This window comes from Streptomyces sp. NRRL F-525, from assembly GCF_000716605.1.
Taxonomy (GTDB): domain Bacteria; phylum Actinomycetota; class Actinomycetes; order Streptomycetales; family Streptomycetaceae; genus Streptomyces.
On the sequence record NZ_JNXE01000018.1, the window covers coordinates 1 to 26,567 of the forward strand.

The following is a 26,567-nucleotide window of genomic DNA, read 5'->3' on the forward strand; positions in this document are numbered from 1 at the left end:
GAGGGAGGGGGTGCGGGAGGTGGTGAGGGTGAGGGGGCTGGGGGAGTGGTGGTTCGTTGGTGCGGGCGTGGGTGTCGGCATGGACGTTGGGAAGGGGCCGTTGCTTCCGAGTGTCGGCGTGGGGGCGGACCCCGGCATCCGGTCGCCGGGGTCGCTCTCCCGGCTTGGTCGGGCGGCCGGTGCCTGTTGCTGGAGAGGGGTGTTCGGTGTCTGCCGCTCGGGAGGGGCGCCCGGGGTTCGCTGCTCGGGAGGGGCGCCTGCTGTTCTCCGCTCGGGAGTGGCGCCCGGGGTTCTCCGCGAGGGAAGGACGCCCGGTGTTCTCCACTCGGCCGGCGCGACCGACTGCAGTTCCGGGCCGGCGTTTCCGGCACCCGGCGCTGGGCCCTGCGGCAAACGCCCCCACTCCTGCCCCCGCCCCCGCAGGCTCGGTGCCGTGAGTGCCAGCACGCTCGGCGCGACGGCGGCTGCTTGCTCGTCCGGGATGCCAAGGGCCCGTGTCTCCGCGAGGGCGGTCAGGGCGGCCCCAGCGGCCGTGCGGGACTTCGGCGGCTCGTGCAGCAGGGCGCCCGCGAGGGCCTCTTGGGCGTGCAGGGAGACCAAGGCGGCGCGGGTCCAGCGGAGTTGGGCGGCCAGGTCGGGGCCGAGGAGTTCGGCGAGGGCCGGGACTTGGGCGAGGCGGCGGTCGATGTCCGCCACGAGGTCCGCGGACAGCCCGGGCAGCGCCGCCGTGAGTCGGCCGACCCGCCAGGCCGAGCCGAGCCGCCGTGCTCCCGGCGCCGGGTTGAGCAGGGCCAGCCACCGGCGCCGGGGCGGGGCCGCGCCGAGCAGCCGTAGGTCGGCCGCGGCCCAGCCGCCGACCGTCGTGACGACCGGCACCGTACGCAGCAGCCGACGCGGCGCGCTGCCCGCGATGTCCAGCGCGGCGGTCAACCCACGGGCCATCGGCGTGACCCACAAGTCCTCTTCCAGCGGCTGGAGTTGGCCCGGCAACGTCTCCGCGACCGGCCCCGGCCCGAGCAACCGCGCCCCGCGTGACGGCCGCGCCGCCATGGCGGTGATCGGGCGGCTCTGGAACAACCACAGCCGCCCGCCCCCGACTTGATCCCCGTCCTCGTCGAGCCCGAGCCCGAACCCGAACTCGATGTCCTGCGGCCCTCCGAACACCTGCCGCGTCCGGCGCGCGAGCCGGGCCAGTCGCCGTAGTTCGGAGGGGGTGAGCAGCGCGTCGGCGGTCGGTGGCTCGGTGCGCAGCAGCCGCCCCCGTCGGCTCAACCAGTAGTCGGTACCGGCCTGTTCACCACTGACCAGACTGTCCGGACCGCCGCGCACCGCGCTCACCAGCATCCGGTCGGTACGCCCCTCGACGGGGTCGGCGCCGAACATCACCCCGCCGACCCGAGCCGTCAGCATCGGCTGCACCAGCACCGCCATCGGCGCGGTGGACCCGTCGGGCCGGTGCGCCGAATCGAGCACGGTCCGCACGGCCGTACAGAAGGCGGACCACCCGCGCACATCGAGCACGGAGGCGAACTGCCCTGCCAGGGACGACTGTTCGGTGTCCTCCTGCGGCGAGGAGGACCGTACGACGAGGGGTCGCGCTCCGGAGTCGGAGAGGTCCCGCCAGGCCCGGCGCAGGGTGGCGGGGTCGTCGCCCGCGCCCTCGGGGATCACGAACCCGGGAAGCACGGGCAGTCCGGCCCGGGCCGCGCGGGCGAGGTTCGCCGCCTTGGAACCGGCGAACAGGGGCTCTATCGCCGTGAGTTGACCGAGGGGGACGGCGGCGTCCGGGCGGTACGCCCCCTCCGCCTCCCGTGCGTCCTCGCCATGACGTTCGTCGAGCGTCGTCATCAACACCCTCCAGGACCGACCGCCAACAGGGGGGACGCGCGGGGGTGGCCCTGCGCCTGACGACGGAACGAAGGATGGGGGCGCCGCCGCGCCCGACCCCACTCCGGGCCGACCACGACTCGCCTCCTACGCCGATGATCCCACCGCCGTTGGCCCACAGGTCGGCCCGAAGCCACTTTCCGGCCCGCCACCGAACGATTTCGTGAGCCGGGAGGAGAGCCCGCCCGGCGCCTCGTACTCGCGCAGTACGCCCCGCCTCATCCCCAGGTGTGAGCACGGACGTACGCCTGCCCATCCGGCAGCAGAGATTCCGACTGCTTCCTCCGCCGCCTCACACGGTCATCGGGCGGTCGTACGGCCCGATGGGCGCCGGGAGTTGGGAACTCCCGGTCAGATAACGGTCGACGGCCGCCGCCACCGCCCGCCCCTCCGCGATCGCCCACACGATCAGCGACTGCCCGCGCGCCGCGTCCCCGGCGACGAACACTCCGCGCGCACTCGTCGCGAAGTCCGCGTCCCGGGTGATCGTGCCGCGCGGCGCCATCGCCAACCGCAGTTGATCGACGAGGCCGTCCTCGCGGTCGGGCCCGGAGAACCCGAGGGCGAGCAGCACGAGATCGGCGGGCAGGCTGCGTCCGGAACCGTCCAACGGGCGCCGCTGCGCGTCGACTTCGACCAGGTGCAAGGACCGCACATGCCCGTCCCCGTCACCCTCGAAGTGGAGCGTCGACGCCGCGAACAGCCGCGCGTCCGCGTGCGCCGCCGGAGCCGTCTCCAGGTCCCGCGCCTCCTCGTGCGCGGCCGAGAGCCGGTAGATCTTCGGATACGTCGGCCAGGGCTCCGCGTCCTCGTCGCGCTCGGCGTCCGGCTGGGCGTAGATGTCCAACTGCGTGACGGACGCGGCCCCTTCACGCACCGCCGTACCCAGACAGTCGGCCCCCGTGTCACCGCCGCCCACGATCACGACATGCTTCCCGGCTGCGGACAGGGGAGAGGCCGCCAGGTCGCCCTCGCACACCCGGTTGGCCAGCGGAAGGTACTCCATCGCCTGATGGACGCCGGTCAACTCCCGCCCCGGCACGTCCAGTTCACGCCAGGCCGTCGCTCCCGTGGCGATCACCACCGCGTCGTAGCGCGCCCGCAGCTCGGCCGCCCCGATGTCCCGCCCGACCGTCGTCGACGTACGGAACTTCGTGCCCTCGGCCCGCATCTGCTCCAGCCGCCGTTCCAGATGCCGTTTCTCCATCTTGAACTCGGGGATGCCGTACCGCATCAGGCCGCCGAGCCGGTCGTCCCGCTCGTACACGGCGACCGTGTGCCCGGCCCGCGTCAACTGCTGTGCCGCGGCGAGGCCGGTGGGCCCGGAGCCGATCACCGCGACGGTCCGCCCCGACAGCCGGTCCGGTGGCCGAGGTGGCGCGAAACCGTCGCTCCAGGCGCGGTCGGCGATGGCGACCTCGACGTTCTTGATGGTGACGGCGGGCTGGTTGATGGCGAGCACGCACCCCGCCTCGCACGGCGCCGGGCACAACCGCCCGGTGAACTCGGGGAAGTTGTTGGTGGCGTGCAGCCGATCGCTCGCCGCGCGCCAGTCGTCCCGGCTGACGAGATCGTTCCACTCGGGGATCAGATTGCCGAGCGGGCAGGCGTCGTGGCAGAACGGGACGCCGCAGTCCATGCACCGGTCGGCCTGCTTGGTGACGATCGGCAGCAGCGCGCCCGGGACATACACCTCGTCCCAGTCCCGCACCCGCTCCTCGACGGGCCTGCGGGGCCACTCCTCGCGCGGAGTGGTCATAAAACCCTTGGGATCGGCCATGGCCGTCTTCCTCGCGTCCGCGTACGACAGGCCGTGCGTCATCGGGCGGCACTCTTTCAGCCACGATAAGGCCCCGCGGCCGGGCGCGCAGAGTGGGACGAGACGGCTTTCTCGCACGGCCCCGCGGACGGCTTGGTGCGCCCTCACCAGTGCGCGCTCAGGTGATCATGCGGTTTCTCTCAGGTGAGAGCCAGCATGTACACCAGCGCGGCGGCGGCCGAGGCGATCGCGCGGACGTGATTCCACATCGTCCACTCGCGCACGTACGACGGCCAGTACGCGGCGGCCTCCGGCGTCCCCGGGTCCAGCTTCAGCAGCGCCTCGTTGCGGGGCACGTTCGCGACGAGGGTCAGCCCGAACGCGCCGAACAGATACAGCGCGCTGCCCAGCAGCAGCTCCACGGTCCCCCGATCCGGCCACAGCACGAACGTCACCACGGCGATCACCGCGCACACCACCGCGGAACCGGCGAACAGCAGCATGAAGGCCGGCGTCATCGCCGCCGTGTTGATCGCGTTCATCGCGGCGACCCCCTGCGCGGGCGGCAACCCGGCCAGCCCCCGCATGACCAGCACGGAGAAGGCACAGAACACCCCGGCCATCACCCCGGTCGCGAGCACCCCCAGAACCGTCAGGGTGACATACGGTTCACCGATCATGCCGACACCAACTCCCGCCCGTAGAGCCGAGATCCTGCCCACCACCGCCCACCGGGACAAGTCAACCCAGCCCCCGACCGGGTCACCATGGCCGAGAATCGCCGAGGCATAAGCGCACGTCCACGACACGCTCCGCACCGCCGACAGCACCCTGGGCAACCGGCCTCCCTCATGGCCTCCTCACCCAGCGTCGGCCTCCTCCCGGGCCCCCGTCCGAACACCGCCCTCCCTCCCCTCCCTCCACCCCCGCAGCACCCCCTCCACCTCCACCGAGATCCGCCGCCGCGCCTCATGTCGCGGCACCCCACTCATCAGCAACTGGTCGTAGGGCGTGTCCACATGTCGTACGGCCGCCACCACCGCCGAGACCACCGCGCCCTCGGACAACGCCCGCCCCGCCGCACTCCGCCCCACCCGCCCGCTGCCCCGCACCGAGGCATGCGCGGCGACAGCTCGGGCCCGCGCCTCGGGACAGCCCGGGAACAGGCGTCGTATCTCCGCCGCGAACGCCTCCGCGAACCGCACGTCCTCCGCGGCCCGCCGCACCGCGTCCCGGGCCCGGCGCCGCCGTCGCGCCTCCGCGTCCGCGAGACACCGCTCCTCGGCCCGCGCGAGCCCCGCCTCCTCGACGAGAACCCCCTGCCGCTCGTACCGGCCCCGCCGCCGGTGGAACCGCACCACCACCGCCGACAACCCACTCTCCTCCCGCGCCCGCCGCGTCAACGCCGTGTCACCGCGCGGCAGAAACACCAGATGCCCGAGATCCACACAGTCGAGACACCGAGGCACCCCACCCTCGACGACCACCAACGCCAACGGCCCCCCACGGCACCCGGCACAGTGCCGCTTCCTCAGCGGCTGAACAACCAGAAGTCCACGGGGGGTCGGGGAAGTCGCGAGCGCTGCCGTGCGAGCCATAGGAGAAGCATTCCCTCCTGCCGCGCACCGCTCTCCCATCCCCTCCCAGACGGTGACGCCCGATGCACGGGGCACCCTGCTCCACCCACCCCCCGGGATGCCCCACGAGCCCGCAGCCGCCAACGCAACGGGAGTGGGTCGTGGCGGTACGGCGCAGCCCGCCGCGTACCCGGCACCAACCCCGCCCCACCGTGGTAGCAAACCGAGGGGCCCCGAAGGCGGCGGGCTGGCCGTACCGCCACGACCCCGACCCCACAACACACCCGAGGGCGATCCCACCCCACCTCCGAGGACCACGACCCCCCCTCATGCCCAACGCTCTTGTCCAGCAGCGCCCACCCTGATCGCGGCCTGCCGCATCATGGGCCCTGTGCGACTGGAAGCGATCACCTGGGACCGGCTCGGCGACCAACTCGCCGAGCGTCTGCTCGACCTGAAGCCGGCCGACGGCAGCCCCTGGCCGCGCGTAGCCATCGACGGCGCCCCCGCGGCCCACCCCGGCGACCTCGCCGAACGCGTCGCGGAGGCACTGCGCGTCCGCGGCCGCCCCTCGCTCGTCGTCGGCACCGAGGGCTTCCTGCGCCCCGCCTCTCTGCGCCTGGAGTACGGACGCCAGGACGTCGAGGCGTACTACGACGGCTGGTTCGACACCCGTGCCCTGTGGCGCGAGGTCTTCGGCCCGCTCGACCCGGACGGCGACGGCCGCGTCCTGCCCGACCTCTGGGACCCGGTCGCCGACCGCGCCACCCGCAGCCCCTACGTCCAACTCCCGCCCGGCGCCGTCCTGTTGCTGCACGGTCCCCTCCTCCTCCGGCACTGGTTCCCCTTCGACCTGTCCGTCCACGTCCTCCTCTCACCGGGCGCCCTGCGCCGCCGTACCCCCGAGCCCGAGCACTGGACCCTCCCCGCCTTCGAGCGCTACGAGGACGAGACCGACCCGGCCGGCACGGCGGACGTCCTGGTCCGCGCCGACGACCCGCGTCACCCGGCGTGGAACGGCTGATCCACGGACCCGGTGAGCCCCCGCGGGGGCCGGGGCGGCGCGCCGGCGCACCGGAAGTCGTGACCGTCGGGGTGCGTTCACCCGGCCGCGCGGCGAGAATGTAGGGCGCCGGGACTAGCGGAACGTTCTGTGCCGCGCCGGCCGTCCGGCACCGGGAGGTACTTCATGACCACCGCCGGAGACATCATGCACCGGGGCGCCCAGTGGATCCCCGCCCATGAAACCCTGGACCGCGCCGCCCAGCTGATGCGCGAACTGGGCGTCGGAGCCCTGCCCATCAGCGACGAGAACCAACGCCTCTGCGGCATCCTCACCGACCGGGACATCGTCGTCGGCTGTGTGGCCATGGGCCACGACCCGGCCAAAATCACCGCGGGCGAGATGGCCCAGGGCACCCCCCGCTGGATCGACTCCGGCGCCGATGTCGGCGAGGTGCTCCAGGAGATGCAGGGACACCAGATCCGCCGGCTCCCCGTCATCGAGAACAAACGCCTCGTCGGCATGATCAGCGAGGCCGACCTGGCCCAGCACCTGACGGAGGAACAACTCGCCGGCTGGGTCGAGAGCGTCTACGCCCGCAGCGGCATGCGCTGAACCACCGGACGACTTCCGCTTCCGGTTCAGCGGCTGCCGTTCACAGCCAGCCGTTGCGCCGGAAGCCCCGGTACAGCGCCAGACACGCCACGGTTATCACCCCGATGACCAGGGGATAGCCGAACCGCCAGTGCAGCTCCGGCATGTGGTCGAAGTTCATGCCGTACACACCGCACACCATCGTCGGCACGGCGATCACCGCGGCCCAGGCCGTGATCTTCCGCATGTCCTCGTTCTGCGCGACCGTCACCTGCGCGAGGTGCGCCTGCAGAATCGAGTTGAGCAGTTCGTCGAAGGACGCGATCTGCTCCTTCGCGCGCAGCAGATGGTCGGAGACGTCCCGGAAGTAGGCCTGTATCTCCGGTCCGATCACCCGCATCGGCCGGGTGGCGAGCTCCTCCAGCGGGCGGCTGAGGGGGACGACCGCCCGCTTCAACTCCAGCAGCTCACGCTTGAGTTGGTAGATACGGCCCGGGTCCGCCCGCGCGCCGTTCTCCGCGAACACGTCCGTCTCCACCTGGTCGATGTCCGCCTGCACCGAGTCCGTGACGCTCAGATAGTCGTCGACCACATGGTCCGCGATCGCGTGCAGTACCGCGGCCGGTCCCTTGGCGAGCTGTCGCGGGTTCGACTCCAGCTCCTCGCGCAGCGGCCCCAGCGAGCCGTGCCGCCCGTGCCGCACCGTGATGACGAACTCGGCGCCGACGAACACCATGATCTCGCCGGTGTCCACGACCTCGCTGGTCGCGGTCAGCTTCTCGTGCTCGACGTAGCAGACCGTCTTGAACACCGCGAACAGCGTCTCGCCGTAGCGCTCCACCTTCGGGCGCTGATGCGCCTCGATCGCGTCCTCGACGGCGAGCGGGTGCAGGTCGAAGAGCTCGGCGATGCCCGCGAACTCCTCGTTCGTCGGCTCGTGCAGGCCGAGCCAGACGAAGCCGTCCTCCTTCTTGCGCACCCGCTCGACGGTGTCCACCAGGTCGCCGGCGACCGGCACCCGGACGCCGTCCTGATACGTGACGCACTTCACCACCGAGGAGCCCAGCGGTGACCGGGCATGGTGGCTCAGGTCGACCCGCGGGTGCCGCCGGGCCAGCCGCGCCACCTTGCGGAGGCCGCCGACCCTGCCGAGGCCCGTGACCTTCCGAAGATTCCCTGCCATGGACATCCGGATCTCCTTGCGTGGATCCCCTCGCATCGCATTTCTGCGCCTTGGCGTGCCAGTTTGCCAGGCCGAAGTGAGCCGTGGGTAAGCCTGTGGGAACGGAATCCTCCGCTTTGTTCCCGGCTGTGGACGAAGCCGTGGACGAACCGGTGCACGGCCGGGACAAGGGCGCGGTGGGCCGGAGCTCCGCCCGCGCCGGAACCGGAGTTTCGCCCCGCCCGACAACCGGAGCGTCGCCCCCTCCCGACAACCGGGGCAACTGGGATGATCGCGGCATGACGCGATCCGACGGGTATCTCCTCGACAACCGGCAGTCCGAGGCGGGACAGCGCTTCGACGCCTTCGCCACGCTCTTCGACCCCACGACGTTCCGGCACCTGGAGGGGTTCGGCGTCGGACCCGGCTGGCGCGTCTGGGAGGTCGGCGTCGGCGGCACCTCGGTGGTGTCCTGGCTGGCCAAGAAGGTGGGCCCGACGGGGAAGGTCGTAGCGACCGACATCGACACGTCCCAGGTCGCTTCGGCAGCCCGCCCGCCGATCGAGGTGCGCGTCCATGACGTCGGCGCCGAGGAACCGCCGGGGGAGGGCTTCGACCTCGTGCACGCCCGGCTCGTCCTCGTCCATGTGCCGGACCGGGAACGGGCGTTGCGCTCGATGATCAAGTCCCTGCGCTCCGGCGGCCGCCTCCTGATCGAGGACGCCGACCCCGCCCTCCAGCCCCTGCTCTGCCCCGACGAACACGGCCCCGAGCAACAACTCGCGAACCGCCTCCGCCACGGCTTCCGCAAGCTCCTCGCCGACCGCGGCGCCGACCTCTCCTACGGCCGCCGACTCCCGCGCCTGCTCCGCGAGGCCGGCCTGCGCCGCGTCGAGGCCGACGCGTACTTCCCGGTCACCTCACCGGCCTGCGCCGCCCTGGAGTCCGCCACGGTCCGCCAGATCCGCGACCAGCTCGTCACCGCGGGCCTGGCCACGGACGAGGACATCGACCGCCACCTGGCCAACGTCGCCTCCGGCACGATGGATCTGGCGACGGCTCCGATGATCTCGGCGTGGGGGCGGAAGGCGTAGGCGGGGAGCGGGAGTTGATGATCGGCGGGGGAGACTGCCGCTTCCGGTGCGGGGGTTGTCAGTACCGGGTTGTCGGTGCTGGGTGCCGGTTCGGCCGCCGGTGACTTCGGCGACGGGGTGCCATGAGGCGGCCCTTACCGTTGCTCGCCCGGCTCCGCCATCCGGCACCGGTGGCCGTCAACCCCGTACAGCCGCCCCTCCGCCCGACACGGCTACCTGATCCACAACTGGCCCTGCACCCAGCACCGTTGACCGAATCACCGCTGCCCCTCACCCCCGCCCAGGCGGCCGCCCTCCCACCCGCTCCACCGCCCGAGCCCCCGCCCGGCATCCCTCCCGCGCGGCTTCCTCGGGATCGGCGCCCGCCAGCAGCGTCGCGAGGAACGCCCCCGTGAAGGCATCCCCCGCGCCCGTGGTGTCAAGGGCAACAGCCGGCTCGGCCGGTACGCGTGCGTGGACGGTGCCGGAGTGGGCGACCAGCGCTCCCTGGGCGCCCTGCTTGGTGACCACCAGGGGGACATGGCGGCTCAACTTGGCCGCCGCGTCCGCCGGATCGGGCAACCCCGTGAGCAGGCACGCCTCGTCACGGCTCGGCAGCAGGACGTCCACCCCCTCGACCAGCGCGAGGAAACGGTCCACGCCCAGCTCCACCAGGAACCCCGCCGACGCCGGATCCAGACTCACCGGCACCCCACGCGCGCGTGCCGACTCCAGCGCCGCGGCCACCAGCGCCCGGCTCGGCTCCGAGAACAGCAGATAGCCCGACAGATGCAGCCGTACGACGCCGTCGAGCAGGGAGTCCGACCAGTCGCCGGGATCGAGCCGCAGGGACGCGCCGCTGTCCGTGAGGAACGTCCGCTCGGCCGACGCCCCCGTGTCGACCAGGCAGATCACCGTCCCGGTCGCGGCCTCCGGGTCGACGACGAGACGGGGCCGTACCCCGGAGGCGACCAACTCCCGCTCGTGCCACACCGCCGCGTCCGTACCCACACGGCCGAGCAGCCGTACGTCCGTACAGCCCCAATGGGCCGCCCAGCAGGCCACGTTGGCGCCCGCGCCGCCCGGCACGGTGCGGATCGCGGCGGCGGTGTCGGTGCCCGGGGCGAGCGGCCCCCGGTGCCGGGCGACGACGTCCGTGACGACGTCCCCGACGACCAGGAGCGCGCCGTTCGGCTCCGTCGTCACGCCTCGGCCCAGGCCGCCGCGATCCGCCCCGCCAGCCGTACGTTGCCGCGCACGGCCGCCAGGTTGGCGGTCAGCGAGGCGCCGTCGGTGTGCTCGACCAGGTAGCCGAGCAGGAACGGGGTGACCGCCTGCCCGGTGACGCCCTCCGCCTCGCACGCGTGCAGCGCGTCGGCGAGCACACGCGCGTGCAGCGCGGGATCCAACTGCTCGTCCTCGGGCACCGGATTGGCGACGATCAGCGTCGACTCCGGGGCGTCGAGAGCGTCCTGTGCCCGCATCACGGCCGCGACCTGCTCGGGAGTCTCCAGCGTCCAGTCCACCGGGTACCCGGAGTCGGAGAGGTAGAAGCCGGGGAAGCGGTCCGTGCCGTACCCGGCGACCGCGACTCCCAGCGTCTCCAGGCGTTGCAGGGTCGCCGGCACGTCCAGGATCGACTTCACGCCCGCGCACACCACCGTGATCCGGGTGGACGCCAGCAGCCCCAGGTCGGCGGACTCGTCCTGCGTCACCGTCCACTCCCGGTGCACCCCGCCGAGCCCGCCGGTCGCGAACACCCGGATGCCCGCCCGCGCCGCCAGCAGCGCCGTCGCCGACACCGTGGTGGCCCCGCTGGCCCCCGCCGCCACCGCGAGCGGCAGGTCGCGGTGGCCCAGTTTGCGGATGCCGTCCTCGTTGGCGACCCGCTCCAACTGCTCCTTGTCCAGGCCGACATGGGGCCGCCCGTCCAGCACGGCGATCGTCGCGGGTACGGCGCCCTCCTGCCGTACCGCCGCCTCCAGCTCCAGCGCCACCTGCAGATTGCGCGGGCGCGGCAGCCCGTGCGCGATGATCGTCGACTCCAGGGCCACCACGGGTCGACGCGCGTCGATCGCCTCGCGTACTTCCTCGGACACCACCAGCACCACGCGCCTCCTGTCGTTCGGTCTTCCCTCATCCCTGGCGGGTGCCGGGCCTGGTCAAACCCTCGCGGACTGTGGGGGACACCACCAGCGGGCGACGTGGAAAAAGGGGGCCACGCGTGCGTGGCCCCCGCTTTCCGTGCCTCAGACCGGGCTCACACCCGCCAGCGTCCCGTGCGGATCGAGCACGTACTTACGGCTGGCGCCCTGGTCGAACTCGGCGTAGCCGCGCGGTGCTTCCTCCAGGGAGATGGGCGTCGCGTTGACGGCCTTGGCGATGTGCACGCGCCCGTGCAGGATCGCCATCATCAGACTCCGGTGGTACGTCATCACCGGGCACTGACCGGTCGTGAAGGTGTGGCTCTTGGCCCACCCGAGCCCGAGCCGCACCTTCAGGGTGCCGCTCTTCGCGTCCTCGTCGACCCCACCGGGGTCGGCGGTGACGTACAGCCCGGGGATGCCCAGGGCACCGCCCGCGCGCGTGACGCCCATCAGCGAGTTGAGGACCGTCGCCGGCGCCTCCGGGGCGTCCGGGCCGTGCGCCCGTGCCTCGAAGCCGACCGCGTCGACCGCGGCGTCCACCTCGGGCTCGCCGAGGATCTCGGCGATCTGCTCCCCGATGTCGCCGCGCGAGACGTCGACGGTCTCGCAGCCGAAACTCCTCGCCTGGCCCAGCCGTTCGGCGTTCAGGTCGCCGACGATGACGACCGCGGCGCCCAGCAGCTGCGCCGACGCGGCCGCCGCCAGACCGACCGGCCCCGCCCCGGCGACGTACACCGTGGACCCGACCCCGGCGCCCGCGGTGACCGCGCCGTGGAACCCGGTCGGGAAGATGTCCGACAGCATCGTCAGATCGAGCAGCTTCTCGCGTGCCTCGTCCCGGTCGGGGAACCTCAGCAGGTTGAAGTCCGCGTACGGGACCATGGCGTACTCGGCCTGACCGCCGACCCAGCCGCCCATGTCGACATAGCCGTAAGCCGCACCGGGGCGGGCCGGGTTGACGTTCAGGCAGATGCCCGTCTTGCGTTCCTTGCAGTTGCGGCACCGGCCGCAGGCGATGTTGAACGGTACGGAGACGATGTCGCCCACGTCGATGAACTCGACGTCCGGACCCCGTTCGACGACCTCTCCGGTGATCTCGTGTCCGAGGACCAGCCCCTCGGGCGCGGTCGTCCGGCCGCGCACCATGTGCTGGTCGCTGCCACAGATGTTGCTGGCGAGCACCTTCAGGATCACCCCGTGCCGGACCTTGCGGCCGACGTTGGCGGGTGCGACTCCCGGCCCGTCCTGCAGTTCAAGCGTCGGATAGTCGATGGTCCTGACCTCGACCGCTCCCGGCTTGAGATACGCGACTGCCCTGTTTCCGCTTCCACTCATGCGTGTTCGCCGTCCCTTCGGCTCCGATCCCCCGGATGCCAGTGGCTGTGCGCGCGCACGGCGGAGTCTGCTACCGGCCCGGCCTCCCGGCCACCCTTCGCGGGACATCGGAAACCGGGATCTTCCGGGAGCGGGTGAACAGCGCCAGCGCGGCCAGGGGTATCAGCAGGCAGGCGGCCGTGAGATTCAGCCAGCCGTAACTCGCCTCCGCGACCACCAGCCCGGCGACCGCCCCGCCGATGCCCGCCGAGGTGTTCATCGTGAGGTCGGACAGGCCCTGCGCGGCGGCACGCGCGGGCTGTGGCACCGAGTCCGTGAGCAGCGCGGACCCGGAGACGAGCCCCGCCGACCAGCCCAGGCCCAGCACGAACAGGCCCAGCGCGATGCGTCCGTGACTCCCACCCGCCGTACCGGCAAGAAACGCGGCACAGGCCAGCAGCCCCACCGCGAGCCCTATCCCCGCCAGCCGCCCGACCCGGTCGGACAGCCTCCCCATCAGCGGCGAGAACGCGTACATCCCCGCGATGTGCCCGCTGATCACCAGCCCGACCAGATCGATGCTCGCCCCGTGGTGCCCCAACTCGACCGGCGTCATCGCCATCACCGACACCATCGCCGTGTGCGACACGGCCACCGTCACCAGCGCCAGCCGCGCCCGCGGCGAGGCCATCACCGCCGCGAACCCGGCCCGCAACGACCGCGCGGCCGGCGACCGGTCCTCGTCCGGCGCGAGCGCCCGCGCCGTCAGCAACGGATCGGGCCGCAGCATCACGGCGACCACCACGGCGGCGACCAGAAAGATCGCACCCGCCCACAGGAAGGGCCCCGCCGCCGCGGGTATCCCGAGCCCGGAGACGCTACGGCCCGCGGGCGCGGCGATGTTGGGTCCGAGGACCGCCCCTATGGTCGTCGCCCACACGACATGGGAGATGGCCCGGGCCCGCTGCTCCGGCTCGGCCAGATCGGCGGCGGCGAACCGGGACTGCAGATTCGCCGACGAGGCAGCCCCGAACCCGGCCATGCCGCACAGCAGCAGCGGAAAGCTCCCGATGCTCGCCGCGAGCACCACGACCCCGGCTCCCAGCGCCCCGACCAGATACCCGAGGACCAGCCCCGGACGCCGCCCACGCGCCGTCATCAGCGCCGCGAACGGCATCGACAGCACCGCCGTCCCCGTCACCGTCGCCGTGGGCGCCAGCCCGGACAGCGACTCGGTCCCACTGACCTGCTTGGCCAGTACGGCGGCCAGTGCGATCCCGGTGGCGACGCCGAGGCCGCCCAGGATCTGGGTCGTGATCAGCACCCCGGACACCCGGCGCCGCAGCGCGGGCAGCCGGTCGGCCGTGACGGGCAGCGCGCCCCGCCCCTCGACGGCGGTCACGGCGCGCACCCGGTACCGCCGTCGCCGCACGCGCACGTGAAGCCGGTCCTCACCAGCACGACATCCCCCCGATTCCCGGTCCGACCGAGCCCTCAGAACAAGGGCTCGGGCAGCACCCCCTCCAGCGCCAGCAGCTTCCTCTTCGTCTCCAGGCCGCCCCCGAACCCGCCGATGCCGCCGTCGCTCTCGACGACCCGATGGCACGGCACGACGACCGGCAGCGGATTGGACCCCATCGCCACCCCCACCGCCTGGGCCGCGAGCGGTTGCCCGACCCGCCCGGCCAGATCGCCGTACCCGACGACCGAGCCGTACCGCACGCCGGACGCCAGCTCGCGCAGCACCTGCCGGTTGAAGCCGGAGATCAGGGACCAGTCGAGCGGCAGCTCGAAGTCGCGCAGATCACCGGCGAAGTAGGCCTCGAACTGACGTATCGCCTCGGCCAGCAAGGGGGAGTCGGGCGCCTCGACCGGCTCGGTGCCCAGCCGGGTCGCCAGTCGGTCGAGGGTCTTGTCGCGCACCGCGTCCGTGGCGTGGAAGACGACGTTGACCAGGCCGTCCTGTGTCGCGGCCAGCAGCAGGGGACCGATGTCGGTGCCGACCACGGTCCACACCACCCGCTGCTCGTTCTGCCCATGGCTGTCCATGCGCCCACCGTACGACCCGGCACTGACAACGCCCCGCGAGCGGCCTCAGAAGCCGTTCAGCGCGGACCGCACCACGTCCGGCTTGTTCGTGATGAGCCCGTCCACGCCGTACCCGGCGACCTTCCACGCCGTGGGCGCGTCGTCGACGGTCCAGGCGTACACCTCCATCGGACTGCCGTGCGGGCCCGTGTGCCCGTGCACGGCGGAGACGTAGCCCATGGAGATCGAGCCGTACGACGGGTTGATCAGGTCGGTGAAGGCGGCGTACGACTGCAGCGCGGACACGGCGGGTGTGCCGAGGAAGGCGGTCCTGATGGCGGGCTTCAGGTCGTGCACGATGCGGATGCTGTCCGCGCTGAAGCTCTGCACGATCAGCCGGTCGTCGAGGTGCCCCTGGTCCAGCCATCCCTCGTTGCCCAGGAGCTTGAGGGTCTGCTGCTCGATGCCGGGGTACAGCTCCGGGTTCTTGATCTCCAGGAGCAGACTCTCGTGGTTGTGCTCCACCTCACGCATGTACTGCGTGAGCGTGGGCACGCGCGTGCCTGTGAACGCGGGACCGAACCAGCTTCCCGCGTCGAGGCGCGCGATCTCGGCGGCGGTGAAGTCCTTCACCTTCCAGGGAGCTCGATCCGGGAACACCTTCTGGACGTCGGTGGTGCGCTTCAGGCTGTCGTCGTGGATGACGACGAGCTCGCCGTCCTTGGTGCGCTGGACATCGTTCTCCACCCACTGGAAGCCGAGCTGGGCCGCCTTGTCGATGGAGGCCAGGGTGTTCTCGGGCGCATAGGAGGACGCGCCCCGGTGGGCCACGACCGTGGGCCACTGGGTGGCGTCGCCGGCCCGGGCGGCGGGGGAGGGGAGCAGAAGGGCGGCGGCCCCCAGGAGCGCGGTGGTCGAGGCGGCAACTGCGCGCAGGTGCATGCGTACTCCTCGCATCGAGCGATCACATACAGCTCAAGGATGACAGCGGAACGTCACTACCCGTGGGGTACAGGATGGACACAGAATGAATGGTGTTGCCCAAGTCCGCTCACCGGTGCCGCACAACTGGGGCAGGGCCGTGTTTCTTTGCCGGAAAATCGTTCGACCATTCCGGTGGGGGTCATACTCTCTGCGTCGACCCTGACCGTTCCGGCGGTCCTGGGGCTGGGCGCGTTTCAGGAATTCCGGAATGGAACAGGACGGAAGGGCAACTGCGCATGCAGGGCACGGTCGACGGATTCAGCTACGGACTCGTCACACCGCTGGTGGCCTACCTCATGGCGTGCCTCGGCGGCGCCCTCGGCCTGCGCTGCACCACCAGATCGATGCTCGTCGCCCAGTCCTGGCGCCCCGGATGGCTCGCCCTCGGATCGGCGGCGATCGGTTCCGGCATATGGACGATGCACTTCATCGCGATGATGGGTTTCTCGGTCCGCCAGACACCGGTCCACTACGACAAGCCGATGACCTTCGCGAGCCTCGCCGTCGCCATCGTCATGGTGGGCGTCGGGATCTTCATCGTCGGCTACAGGGGAGCCCGCGGGACGGCGCTCTTCACCGGCGGCACCCTCACCGGCCTGGGCATCGCCTCGATGCACTACCTGGGCATGGCCAGCATGCGCCTCAACGGAAATCTCGAATACAACACGTTCACCGTCGCCGTGTCCGTCGTCATAGCGGTCGTCGCCGCGATCAGCGCCCTCTGGGCCGCCGGACAGGTCCGCGGGTTCCTGTGGAGCGTGGGCGCGAGCCTGGTCATGGGGCTCGCCGTCGCCGGCATGCACTACACCGGCATGGCCGCCCTCAGCGTCCACGTCCACGGCACGGCCCCGACCACCGACGGCGTGTCGGCCGCTTCCCTCCTCGCGCCCATGATGATCGGCCCCCTCGCCTTCCTCCTCCTGGCCGGCGTCGTCGTGATGTTCGACCCGCTGATGGTCATGGGGAAACCCGCCCAGGCCCCCGTCGAGCACAAGCCCGGCGTCCCGGCCGGCGCCCTCGTCCCGCACCCCCGGCGCGCCCCGGTCCGCGCCGCCCGCGAGCTCGGGCACCGCCGCTCCCGCACCCCGCAGAACCGCTGATCCGACCCCGTTGTCAGTGGTGGGTCGTACGGTTGGTTCCATGCGGCCCGTTTCCCACATCGAACGCACGGTGGCGCCTTTCGAGGTCGTCAGTTCCTACCAGCCCAGCGGCGACCAGCCGGCGGCCATCGCCGAGCTGGCCCGACGCGTCGAGGCAGGTGAGAAGGACGTCGTCCTGCTGGGCGCGACCGGCACCGGCAAGTCCGCCACCACCGCGTGGATGATCGAGAAGCTCCAGCGCCCCACCCTGGTGATGGCGCCGAACAAGACCCTGGCCGCCCAGCTGGCCAACGAGTTCCGCGAGCTCCTGCCGAACAACGCCGTCGAGTACTTCGTCTCGTACTACGACTACTACCAGCCCGAGGCCTACGTCCCGCAGTCGGACACCTACATCGAGAAGGACTCCTCGGTCAACGAGGAGGTCGAGCGCCTGCGCCACTCCGCGACCAACTCGCTGCTCACCCGCCGCGACGTCATCGTGGTCGCCTCCGTCTCCTGCATCTACGGCCTCGGTACACCGCAGGAGTACGTGGACCGCATGGTCCCCCTCAAGGTCGGCGACGAGATCGACCGCGACCAGCTGCTGCGCCGCTTCGTGGACATCCAGTACACGCGCAACGACGTGGCCTTCAGCCGCGGCACCTTCCGCGTCCGCGGCGACACCATCGAGATCTTCCCGGTCTACGAAGAGCTGGCCGTCCGCATCGAGATGTTCGGCGACGAGATCGAGGCCCTCTCCACCCTCCACCCGCTCACCGGCGAGATCATCAGCGAGGACGAGCACCTCTACGTCTTCCCGGCCTCCCACTACATCGCCGGCCCCGAGCGCATGGAGCGGGCCGTCAACGACATCGAGAAGGAACTCGCCGAGCGGCTGGCCGAGATGGAGAAGCAGGGCAAGCTCCTGGAGGCCCAGCGCCTGCGGATGCGGACCACGTACGACCTGGAGATGCTCCGCCAGATCGGCTCCTGCTCCGGCGTCGAGAACTACTCGATGCACTTCGACGGCCGCGAGCCCGGCTCCGCGCCGAACACCCTGATCGACTACTTCCCGGAAGACTTCCTGCTCGTCATCGACGAGTCGCACAACACGGTCCCGCAGATCGGTGCCATGTACGAGGGCGACGCCTCCCGCAAGCGGACCCTCGTCGACCACGGCTTCCGGCTGCCCTCCGCCCTGGACAACCGCCCCCTGAAGTGGGAGGAGTTCCAGAAGCGCATCGGACAGACGGTCTACCTCTCGGCGACCCCGGGCAAGTACGAGCTCTCGCGCGCGGACGGCGCCGTCGAGCAGATCATCCGCCCCACCGGACTCATCGACCCCGAGGTCGTCGTCAAGCCCACCGAGGGCCAGATCGACGACCTGGTGCACGAGATCCGCAAGCGCACCGAGAAGGACGAGCGGGTCCTGGTCACCACGCTCACCAAGAAGATGGCCGAGGACCTCACGGACTACTTCCTGGAACTCGGCATCCAGGTCCGCTACCTGCACAGCGACGTCGACACCCTGCGCCGCATCGAGCTGCTGCGCGAGCTGCGCTCCGGCGAGTTCGACGTCCTGGTCGGCATCAACCTCCTCCGGGAAGGCCTCGACCTCCCCGAGGTGTCCCTGGTCGCCATCCTGGACGCCGACAAGGAGGGCTTCCTGCGCTCCGGCACCTCCCTGATCCAGACCATCGGCCGCGCGGCACGCAACGTCTCCGGCCAGGTCCACATGTACGCCGACCGGATCACCCCGGCGATGGAGAAGGCCATCGAGGAGACGAACCGCCGCCGGGAGAAGCAGGTCGCGTACAACACGGAGCGCGGCATCGATCCCCAGCCGCTCCGCAAGAAGATCAACGACATCGTCGCGCAGATCGCCCGCGAGGACGTCGACACGGAGCAGCTGCTCGGCTCGGGTTACCGCAAGGCCAAGGACGGCAAGGGCGCCAAGACCCCCGTGCCCGCGCTCGGCGGCAAGGCCGCGAAGAGCGCCAAGTCCGCCAAGGGCAAGGCCCAGGACACGGTGCCGACCGACCGTCCCGCGGCCGAACTCGCCGAGCAGATCGAGGAGATGACGGCACGCATGCGTGCCGCCGCCGCCGACCTGCAGTTCGAGGTCGCGGCCCGGCTGCGCGACGAGGTCCACGAGATGAAGAAGGAACTGCGCCAGATGAAGGAGGGCGGCCTGGCCTGACCGCCCGCGTGGACCGCCCGACCTCGGGGTACGCGCTCTGTGTTGCAAGACCGACACAAAGTCCGATGCGGGGTTCGGCACTGTCAGTGGCGCTGCGTAGGGTTCTGGACATCCGCGGATTCCGCGGCAACAGGGGACAGTTCGAGAGGGGAACAGCCGTGACGGTCAACATGACCAAGGGTCAGGCCATCAGTCTGCAGAAGAACGACGGGTCGGGCCTGACCGCGGTGCGCATGGGCCTCGGCTGGCAGGCGGCACCCCGGCGCGGCCTGTTCGGCTCGCGCACCCGGGAGATCGACCTCGACGCGTCCGCCGTGCTCTTCGCGGACAAGCAGCCCGTCGACGTCGTGTTCTTCCGCCACCTGGTCAGCGACGACGGCTCCGTGCGCCACACCGGTGACAACCTCGTCGGCGGTGTCGGCCAGGGCGGGGACGACGAGGCGATCCTCGTCGACCTCGCGCGCGTGCCGGTCCACATCGACCAGATCGTCTTCACCGTGAACTCCTTCACGGGCCAGACCTTCCAGGAGGTGCAGAACGCGTTCTGCCGCCTGGTCGACGAGACCAACGGCCAGGAGCTGGCCCGCTACACGCTGGCGGGCGGCGGCCAGTACACCGCCCAGATCATGGCGAAGGTGCACCGCACCGGCTCGGGCTGGACGCTGACGGCCCTCGGCACACCGACCAACGGCCGTACCTTCCAGGACCTGATGCCGGCGATCCTGCCGCACCTGTAGGACGGCCCGGCGCACACGACACGACACGGCTGAGCAGGGGGACGAGAGCGATGGCAGCCGAGCTGGTGCGAGGGCAGAACCACCCGCTCTCCCAAGTGCGCCTGGAGATCCGGGTCGCGGCAGGCCAGCCGGTCGTGGCCGCCGCCACGCTCGGCGACGAGCACGGCAGGATCCACGGCGTCGAGTGGGTGGCCCACCCGGGCACGCCCACCCTGCCCGGCCTGGAGGTCTCCAAGCAGGCGGCCGCCGAACACCGCCTCGCGGTCGACCTGGGCGCCATGCCGGAGATCGTGCACCGCGTCAGCGTCCTCCTCGCCCTGCCCCTCGGCGGCGACGGCCCCGCCCGCTTCGGCGCCGTGGCCGCGCCCTTCATAGCGGTCACCGGCCTCGACGGCACCGAGGTCGCCAGCTACACGATCACCGGCCTGGACGCCGAATCCGCCGTGGTCGCCCTGGAGTTGTACCGCAGGCAGGGCGCCTGGAAGGTACGCGCCGTAGGCCAGGGCTACGCCGGCGGCCTCGCCGAACTCCTCACCGACCAGGGCCTGCCCCAGGCCGCGCACCTCGCGGCCGGCATCAACGAAGCGGTGGCCCACGGCCTCGCCCGCTCCGTGGCAGCACCCCCACCCCGCACCCCGGACGGCGACCGCACCCGCCAGACGGCCACCCCTGCCCTCGGCCCGGAGGGGAGTGGGCCTACGGCACAGGGCGCACCCGGAGCCGTAGCGCCGCAGCCGACGTCTCCGTACGGGACGCAGGGCACCCCGGGAGCCGTAGCGCCGCAGTCCGGATTCCCCGGTTCCGCCGCGCCCGCGGACCCCGCCGCCCAGCCCGCGCCCCCCACTACCGGTGGGCCGATCGACTACAGCCACCCGCGTCGGCAGACCGGGGCGCCCCCGTCGCCCGCGCCGACCGCGCCCCCGGCTCCGCCCGGGCAGCCCGCGCGGCCCGTTGCCGGGGACGCGACCGGGTGGTCGATGGAGGAGCGGCTGTACAACCAGGTGTGGGGGATGTTCGAGGACCTGGCGCGCACGATGGCCGCGTACCGCAGCGCGGTTGACTTCGCGGACTCGCGCATGGAGAAGGAGCTCGACCAGGCCCTGTCCGACCCGCGCAGCCGGATCGGCGGTCAGGGGGACGCGGCCCGCGAGGCGGCGCAGGCCAAGCACGCCCAACTCGTCGACCAGGCGCGGGCGGCCCTCGACCGGGACCTCGCCCAGCTGGCCGCCGAGTCCGAGGTGGTCGAGCCCGCGCTCCCGCCCGCGTTCGCCGGCTGGGACAACCCCGTCTGGCACGGCTACCGCGCCCCGATGGAGATCCCGATGGCCGTGCGCCTCGGCGATCTCCACCTCCCGGAGAGCCCCGAGCTGCGCGTCCCGATGCTGGTCCGGCTGCCGCTGGAGCGCGGCCTGTGGATCGACAGCGGTGGCGCGGAGTCCCTCGACGGCTCGTTCACCGACTCGCCCGAGCTGCGGCGCCTCGCGCTGGACACGGCCGTGGCGCACGCGGCCCGGCTGCTCGCCGTCTATCCGGCGGGCGAGTTCGCCGTGCACGTCATCGACCCGGCCGGGTCGGCTGCGCAGGCGCTGGTCCCGCTGGTGCACACCGGCGTGCTCGCGGCGCCGCCCGCCGTGGGCGCCGCCGGGGTGACCGACGTACTGACCCGGCTCACCCAGCGGGTGGACCTGGTGCAGATGGCGGTGCGCGGCGGCGCCGCCGACTCGCTGCCGCCCGGCCTCGACACGGCCGAGCAACTGCTGATCGTCAACGACTTCCCGCACGGCTTCGACGACCGCGCCGTGACCCAGTTGCGCTATCTCGCCGACGAGGGCCCGAGCGTCGGCGTCCATCTGATGATGGTCGCGGACCGTGAGGACGCCGCGGGCTACGGCCCGTTGCTCGACCCCCTCTGGCGTTCGCTGATGCGACTCACCCCGCTGCCCGACGACCACCTGGCCGACCCGTGGGTCGGACACGCCTGGACGTACGAGCCCTCGCTCGTGCCGCCCGGCAGCCAGGTGCTGCGGCAGGTGCTGACAGAGGTCGCGACGGCCCGCACCAAGCTCAGGTAAAGAGCCCCCACCTGCGCTTTTGTCCTTTCTTTGGTAATCGCTTTACCTTTCCTTGGTGGTTGGGGTAGGCTTTTCCGTACGGAGGGGAGTACTCCCTATCTGCTGCGGCGTACCCGTCAATACGGATCAGGCCAGATCCCGGGGCGTCGGCCCTGGACACCCGTCCAAGGTGGAAGAGACCTCCGGTAGCGACGACGCTGACCATTTGCCGTTAATACCGCCGGAGGAGCAGTAGTGGACGTTTCCGTGACCCTGTGGGTCCTGACCATCGTGGGGCTGGCGGCCCTGATCGCGGTCGACTTCTTCATCGGCCGCAAGCCGCATGACGTGTCGATCAAGGAAGCCGGGATCTGGACGATCGTCTGGATCGCCCTCGCCGGACTCTTCGGACTCGGTCTGCTCCTCTTCGGGGGCGGCCAGGCGGGCGGCGAGTTCTTCGCCGGCTTCATCACCGAGAAGTCGCTGAGCGTCGACAACCTCTTCGTCTTCGTCCTGATCATGGCGAAGTTCGCCGTGCCCTCGCAGTACCAGCAGCGGGTGCTGCTCGTCGGCGTCCTCATAGCCCTGGTCCTGCGGGCCATCTTCATCGCGGCCGGCGCGGCCATCCTCGCCAGCTTCGCGTGGGTCTTCTACATCTTCGGCGCCTTCCTCATCTGGACCGCCTGGAAGCTCATCCAGGAGGCCCGCGCCGACGAGGAGGAAGAGGAGTTCGAGGAGAACAAGCTGCTCAAGGCCGCCGAGCGCCGCTTCGGCGTGGCCGACCGGTACCACGGCACCAAGCTGTGGATCCGGGAGAACGGCAAGCGGATCATGACCCCGATGCTGGTCGTGATGCTCGCCATCGGTACGACGGACGTGCTCTTCGCCCTCGACTCCATCCCCGCGATCTTCGGCCTGACCCAGGACCCGTACATCGTGTTCACGGCCAACGCCTTCGCGCTGATGGGCCTCAGGCAGCTGTACTTCCTCATCGGCGGCCTGCTCAAGAAGCTGGTCCACCTCAGCTACGGCCTGTCGGTCATCCTCGGCTTCATCGGCGTCAAGCTCGTGCTGCACGCACTGCACGAGTCCGGCGTCCATGTCCCGGAGATCTCCATCCCGGTCTCCCTGGGCGTGATCTGCGCGGTCCTGATCGTCACCACGATCACCAGCCTGATGGCCAACAAGAAGACGGCGGCGGCCGAGGCGGCGCAGTCCGGGACCGAAGGCGCCCCGAAGGACAGCATCGACGCCTGACCACGTCCGACGTAGGAGAAACGATCACCGGGAGCACCGCACGATGAATTGCCGACCACTGCTCCCGGTGCTTCGTTGGATACCGAGCGCGACCGGTCCGGGAGCGCCACGGCCGGGTGGAGGTATCCATGGACGTATCGAAGAAGTTCGTGCAGATCGTCGACTTCGAGACCGACCGCTTCGACGAGATGCAGGCGGTGGCCGAGGAGGCGGACAAGCGGATCGCCGGCCGGCCCGGCGGTCCGACGCACCGCCTCGTCCTGCGGGACCGGAGCAATCCCGGCCATGTCCTCGTCGTGATCGAGTTCGACTCGTACGAGGACGCCATGCGCAACAGCCAGGATCCGGAGACCGGCAAAATGGCCGAGCGGATGGCCGCGCTGTGTACCAGGCCGCCGTCGTTCACCGACTGCGACGTACTGGACGTGACCGAGTTCAAGTAGTGCCGGACGGGCTCCGCACCGCCGGAATGCGGGGCCCGTGCGCCTCTGCGAGGATCGCTTCATGATCACTCGGCTCAGGTCGCTCACCACCCGGTGGACGACCCTCGTACCGGTGCTCGCGGCCGTCCTGCTGATCTTCACGTGGGGGCGCAAGGATCTGCCCGCCGTGGTCGTCGCCCTGGTGACCGTGGTCCTCGCCGGTGCCGTGCTGGCCGCGGTGCACCACGCCGAGGTGATCGCCCATCGCGTCGGAGAACCCTTCGGCTCCCTGGTCCTCGCCGTCGCCGTGACGATCATCGAGGTCGCCCTGATCGTCACCCTGATGGCCGACGGCGGCGACAAGAGCTCGACCCTCGCCAGGGACACCGTCTTCGCGGCCGTCATGATCACCTGCAACGGCATCGTCGGCCTGGTCCTCATCGTCGCCTCGCTGCGCCACGGCACGGCGGTCTTCAACCCCGAGGGCACCGGCGCCGCCCTCGCCACCGTGGCGACCCTGGCCACGCTCAGCCTGGTGCTGCCGACCTTCACCACCAGCAAGCCGGGCCCGGAGTTCTCCGGCGCCCAGCTCACCTTCGCCGCGCTCTCCTCACTCGCCCTGTACGGCCTCTTCGTGGCCACGCAGACCGTGCGGCACCGCGACTACTTCCTGCCGGTCTCCCACCAGGGCGAGACGATCACCAAGGACCTCCACGCGGACGCGCCCTCCGCCCGCACCGCCCTGATCAGCCTGGGCCTGCTGGGCCTCGCCCTGATCGGCGTGGTCGGACTGGCCAAGGGCGTCTCGCCGACCATCGAGTCCGGCGTCGAGGCGGCCGGACTGCACCACGCCGTCGTCGGTGTGATCATCGCGCTGCTCGTACTGCTCCCCGAGACCATCGCCGCCCTGCGCTCCGCCCGCCGCGACCGGGTGCAGACCAGCCTCAACCTCGCGCTCGGCTCGGCGATGGCCAGCATCGGCCTCACCATCCCCGCCGTCGCCCTCGCGTCCATCTGGCTCTCCGGGCCGCTCGTCCTCGGCCTCGGCTCCACACACATGGTGCTGCTCGCCCTGACGGTTGTGGTGAGTTCGCTGACGGTGGTGCCGGGGCGGGCGACACCGCTCCAGGGCGGAGTCCATCTGGTGCTGTTCGCGGCCTACTTGGAGCTGGCGATCAATCCGTAGCGCGAGGCGTCCCGCCCGCCGCGTGTGCGGTTCCGCAAGGCGAGAATTTCCGTGAGGCGAGGATGTCCGTGAGGCGCGGGGGCTCGGGCGGGACGTAAACGCTTGCGCAAACGTTTACGTCCCTCTGCCGCCTGCCGCGCACGCCCTCACCCGGCGACCGGCTCCACCGCCACCACCTCCACCGGCCGGGTCTCCGGCAGCAGCGCGAAGCAGCCCAGGCTGAACAGGGCGACCCCCGTCAGATAGGCGCCCACACCCCAGGGGACGCGCCCGCTGTGCTCGGCGAGCGCCGTCGCCACGATCGGGGTGAGCGCGCCGCCGAGGACCCCGCCGAGGTTGTAGCCGACAGCGGCGCCCGTGCAGCGCACCCGCGGCTCGTACAGCTCGGGCAGATACGCGCCGAGCACGGCGAACATCGTCACGAACGCGAGCAGCGCCCCCAGGAACCCGAGGAACATCAGCAGCGGCTCACCCGTGGCGAGCAGCGCGACCATCGGGAACATCCACAGCGCGGCGCCCGTGCACCCCAGCAGGCACAGCGGACGGCGCCCGTAGCGGTCGCTCAGCAGCGCCACCAGCGGGGTGAGCGAGCCCTTCACCAGCACGGCGGCCATGATGCAGGCCAGCATGACGGTACGGCTCACCCCGAGCCGCTCCGTGCCGTAGGCGAGGGACCACGTCGTGACCGCGTAGAAGATGGCGTACCCCACGGACAGTGCCCCGGCGGTCAGCAGTACCAACCGCCAGTGTCCGCGCACCACTTCGGCGAGCGGCACGCGCGCGTGGTCGTCGATTTCGAGGAACCTGGGGCTCTCGGCGAGCGACGACCGCAGCCACAGCCCGCCCAGGGCCAGCACCCCGGCCACCCAGAACGGCACCCGCCAGCCCCACCGCGCGAACTGCGCGTCCGTCAGGGTCGCCGACAGCGCCAGCATCACGCCGTTGGCCAGCAGGAACCCCACCGCGGGTCCGGCCTGCGGAAAGCTCGACCACAGCCCGCGCCGCCCGGCAGGCGCGTGCTCGGCGGTCAGCAGCACCGCCCCGCCCCACTCCCCGCCGAGTCCAAGACCCTGCAGAAAACGCAGCACCAGGAGGAGCACGGGAGCGGCCACCCCGATCGAGCCGTACGACGGTACGCAGCCGACCGCGACCGTCGAGGCTCCCGTCAGCAGCAAGGACGCGACGAGGACCGGCCGTCGCCCACGCCGGTCCCCGAAGTGCCCGAACAGGATCGAGCCCAGCGGTCGCGCCACGAAGCCCACCCCGAACGTCCCGAAGGCGGCCAGCGTCCCCGCCACCGGCGAGAACGTCGGGAAGAACAGAGGGCCGAGAACCAGGGCCGCCGCCGTGCCGTACACAAAGAAGTCGTAGAACTCGATCGCGGTCCCGGCGAGCGAGGCGGCCGCGAGGCGCAGCATGGACGGAGGGCTTACGGTGCGTGCATCGTGCATGCCGCGTCAACTACCCACAGTGAGCGACGGTTACGGGGCGCGCGGTGGTGCGGAGGTGGCGTGATAGACCGGGTCCGAGCAGTGCCGTCGACCGGCGGTCCTGCCTCGAACGACATGTCCGAACGGACCGGAGGAACCGTGCCCCGCACCCTGGCCAACGCCCCGATCATGATCCTCAACGGCCCCAACCTGAATCTCTTGGGCCAGCGCCAGCCGGAGATCTACGGCTCCGACACGCTCGCCGACGTCGAGGCCCTGTGCGTCAAGGCGGCGGCCGGGCACGGCGGCACGGTGGACTTCCGGCAGTCCAACCACGAGGGCGAACTGGTCGACTGGATCCACGAGGCACGCCTGAACCACTGCGGCATCGTGATCAATCCGGCCGCCTACTCGCACACCTCGGTCGCGATCCTGGACGCCCTCAACACCTGTGACGGGCTGCCGGTGGTGGAGGTCCACATCTCCAACATCCACCAGCGCGAGGCCTTCCGGCACCACTCGTACGTCTCGCTGCGCGCCGACGGTGTCATCGCGGGGTGCGGTGTGCAGGGGTACGTGTTCGGCGTGGAGCGGGTCGCCGCGCTGGCGGGGGCGGGGAAGGCCGACGCGTAAGCACCGGCCTCCAGGAATACGCCCCTTACAGACCACCCGTTACA

General features: G+C 71.3%; 23 protein-coding genes. 11 read left to right on the forward strand and 12 right to left on the reverse strand.

Features of this window, described 5'->3' with window-relative positions:
* The 4 genes from OO69_RS25350 to OO69_RS25365 form a co-directional block, all read right to left on the reverse strand.
* The coding region (locus tag OO69_RS25350) for a PEP/pyruvate-binding domain-containing protein (RefSeq protein WP_051801195.1) at window positions 1-1,848 on the reverse strand (1,848 nt) is incomplete at its 3' end.
* Between the two features lie 331 nt (window positions 1,849-2,179).
* Complete coding sequence (locus tag OO69_RS25355; RefSeq protein WP_033283213.1) at window positions 2,180-3,667, reverse strand: glutamate synthase subunit beta; 1,488 nt, start codon at window positions 3,665-3,667, stop codon at window positions 2,180-2,182.
* 179 nt (window positions 3,668-3,846) lie between these two features.
* Window positions 3,847-4,326 carry a DUF1772 domain-containing protein gene (locus OO69_RS25360; protein WP_033283082.1) on the reverse strand — a complete coding sequence of 160 codons (480 nt, stop codon included), beginning with the start codon at window positions 4,324-4,326 and terminating at the stop codon, window positions 3,847-3,849.
* 180 nt (window positions 4,327-4,506) lie between these two features.
* The gene (locus tag OO69_RS25365; protein WP_199811022.1) at window positions 4,507-5,244 is read right to left on the reverse strand and encodes a DUF2293 domain-containing protein; all 738 of its coding nucleotides are present in this window, start codon (window positions 5,242-5,244) and stop codon (window positions 4,507-4,509) included.
* Window positions 5,245-5,605: 361 nt separating this feature from the next.
* Here OO69_RS25365 and OO69_RS25370 point away from each other — a divergent pair, with 361 nt between their 5' ends.
* Window positions 5,606-6,247, forward strand: a complete 642-nt coding sequence (locus tag OO69_RS25370; RefSeq protein WP_199811023.1) for a uridine kinase — start codon at window positions 5,606-5,608, stop codon at window positions 6,245-6,247.
* 165 nt (window positions 6,248-6,412) lie between these two features.
* Entirely contained in the window at window positions 6,413-6,841 is a 429-nt protein-coding gene (locus tag OO69_RS25375; protein WP_033283085.1) for a CBS domain-containing protein, read from the forward strand.
* Between the two features lie 40 nt (window positions 6,842-6,881).
* Here OO69_RS25375 and corA read toward each other — a convergent pair whose 3' ends face one another.
* Complete coding sequence (gene corA, locus OO69_RS25380; RefSeq protein WP_033283086.1) at window positions 6,882-8,009, reverse strand: magnesium/cobalt transporter CorA; 1,128 nt, start codon at window positions 8,007-8,009, stop codon at window positions 6,882-6,884.
* Window positions 8,010-8,281: 272 nt separating this feature from the next.
* Between corA and OO69_RS25385 the strand changes: the two genes are divergently transcribed.
* Window positions 8,282-9,076, forward strand: a complete 795-nt coding sequence (locus OO69_RS25385) for a methyltransferase domain-containing protein (RefSeq protein ID WP_033283087.1) — start codon at window positions 8,282-8,284, stop codon at window positions 9,074-9,076.
* 270 nt (window positions 9,077-9,346) lie between these two features.
* Here OO69_RS25385 and OO69_RS25390 read toward each other — a convergent pair whose 3' ends face one another.
* From OO69_RS25390 to OO69_RS25415, 6 genes are all read right to left on the reverse strand, one after another.
* Window positions 9,347-10,261 (reverse strand): carbohydrate kinase family protein, encoded by a 915-nt coding sequence (locus tag OO69_RS25390; protein WP_199811024.1) that lies wholly within the window; start codon window positions 10,259-10,261, stop codon window positions 9,347-9,349.
* Complete coding sequence (locus OO69_RS25395) at window positions 10,258-11,166, reverse strand: pseudouridine-5'-phosphate glycosidase (RefSeq protein ID WP_033283088.1); 909 nt, start codon at window positions 11,164-11,166, stop codon at window positions 10,258-10,260. The genes OO69_RS25390 and OO69_RS25395 overlap by 4 nt, the downstream gene beginning before the upstream one ends.
* A gap of 138 nt (window positions 11,167-11,304) precedes the next feature.
* Window positions 11,305-12,537 carry a formaldehyde dehydrogenase, glutathione-independent gene (fdhA, locus tag OO69_RS25400; protein WP_033283089.1) on the reverse strand — a complete coding sequence of 411 codons (1,233 nt, stop codon included), beginning with the start codon at window positions 12,535-12,537 and terminating at the stop codon, window positions 11,305-11,307.
* A gap of 70 nt (window positions 12,538-12,607) precedes the next feature.
* Window positions 12,608-13,918, reverse strand: a complete 1,311-nt coding sequence (locus tag OO69_RS25405) for an MFS transporter (RefSeq protein WP_033283215.1) — start codon at window positions 13,916-13,918, stop codon at window positions 12,608-12,610.
* A 92-nt stretch (window positions 13,919-14,010) separates the two neighbouring features.
* On the reverse strand, window positions 14,011-14,565 hold the full coding sequence (locus tag OO69_RS25410; RefSeq protein WP_033283090.1) for a methylated-DNA--[protein]-cysteine S-methyltransferase: 555 nt from the start codon (window positions 14,563-14,565) through the stop codon (window positions 14,011-14,013).
* A gap of 45 nt (window positions 14,566-14,610) precedes the next feature.
* Window positions 14,611-15,486, reverse strand: coding sequence for a glycerophosphodiester phosphodiesterase (locus OO69_RS25415; protein ID WP_033283091.1), 876 nt, complete (start codon window positions 15,484-15,486; stop codon window positions 14,611-14,613).
* 278 nt (window positions 15,487-15,764) lie between these two features.
* Here OO69_RS25415 and OO69_RS25420 point away from each other — a divergent pair, with 278 nt between their 5' ends.
* From OO69_RS25420 to OO69_RS25450, 7 genes are all read left to right on the forward strand, one after another.
* Window positions 15,765-16,628, forward strand: coding sequence for an MHYT domain-containing protein (locus OO69_RS25420; RefSeq protein WP_033283092.1), 864 nt, complete (start codon window positions 15,765-15,767; stop codon window positions 16,626-16,628).
* A gap of 40 nt (window positions 16,629-16,668) precedes the next feature.
* Window positions 16,669-18,807, forward strand: a complete 2,139-nt coding sequence (gene uvrB, locus OO69_RS25425; RefSeq protein ID WP_033283093.1) for an excinuclease ABC subunit UvrB — start codon at window positions 16,669-16,671, stop codon at window positions 18,805-18,807.
* A gap of 158 nt (window positions 18,808-18,965) precedes the next feature.
* A complete protein-coding gene (locus tag OO69_RS25430; protein WP_033283094.1) occupies window positions 18,966-19,544 on the forward strand; it encodes a TerD family protein in 579 nt (192 codons plus the stop codon).
* Between the two features lie 50 nt (window positions 19,545-19,594).
* Complete coding sequence (locus OO69_RS25435; RefSeq protein ID WP_033283095.1) at window positions 19,595-21,616, forward strand: TerD family protein; 2,022 nt, start codon at window positions 19,595-19,597, stop codon at window positions 21,614-21,616.
* Window positions 21,617-21,850: 234 nt separating this feature from the next.
* Window positions 21,851-22,852 carry a TerC/Alx family metal homeostasis membrane protein gene (locus OO69_RS25440; protein WP_106971112.1) on the forward strand — a complete coding sequence of 334 codons (1,002 nt, stop codon included), beginning with the start codon at window positions 21,851-21,853 and terminating at the stop codon, window positions 22,850-22,852.
* A 128-nt stretch (window positions 22,853-22,980) separates the two neighbouring features.
* Window positions 22,981-23,295, forward strand: a complete 315-nt coding sequence (locus tag OO69_RS25445) for a hypothetical protein (protein WP_033283096.1) — start codon at window positions 22,981-22,983, stop codon at window positions 23,293-23,295.
* Between the two features lie 61 nt (window positions 23,296-23,356).
* Window positions 23,357-24,460: a calcium:proton antiporter gene (locus OO69_RS25450; RefSeq protein WP_033283217.1), complete on the forward strand. Its 1,104-nt coding sequence runs from the start codon at window positions 23,357-23,359 to the stop codon at window positions 24,458-24,460.
* A gap of 146 nt (window positions 24,461-24,606) precedes the next feature.
* Here OO69_RS25450 and OO69_RS25455 read toward each other — a convergent pair whose 3' ends face one another.
* Window positions 24,607-25,878 (reverse strand): MFS transporter, encoded by a 1,272-nt coding sequence (locus OO69_RS25455; RefSeq protein WP_033283097.1) that lies wholly within the window; start codon window positions 25,876-25,878, stop codon window positions 24,607-24,609.
* A 171-nt stretch (window positions 25,879-26,049) separates the two neighbouring features.
* On the opposite strand from OO69_RS25455, the gene aroQ reads away from it, so the two are divergent.
* Complete coding sequence (aroQ, locus tag OO69_RS25460) at window positions 26,050-26,523, forward strand: type II 3-dehydroquinate dehydratase (protein WP_033283218.1); 474 nt, start codon at window positions 26,050-26,052, stop codon at window positions 26,521-26,523.
* The last annotated feature ends 44 nt before the right edge of the window (window positions 26,524-26,567 follow it).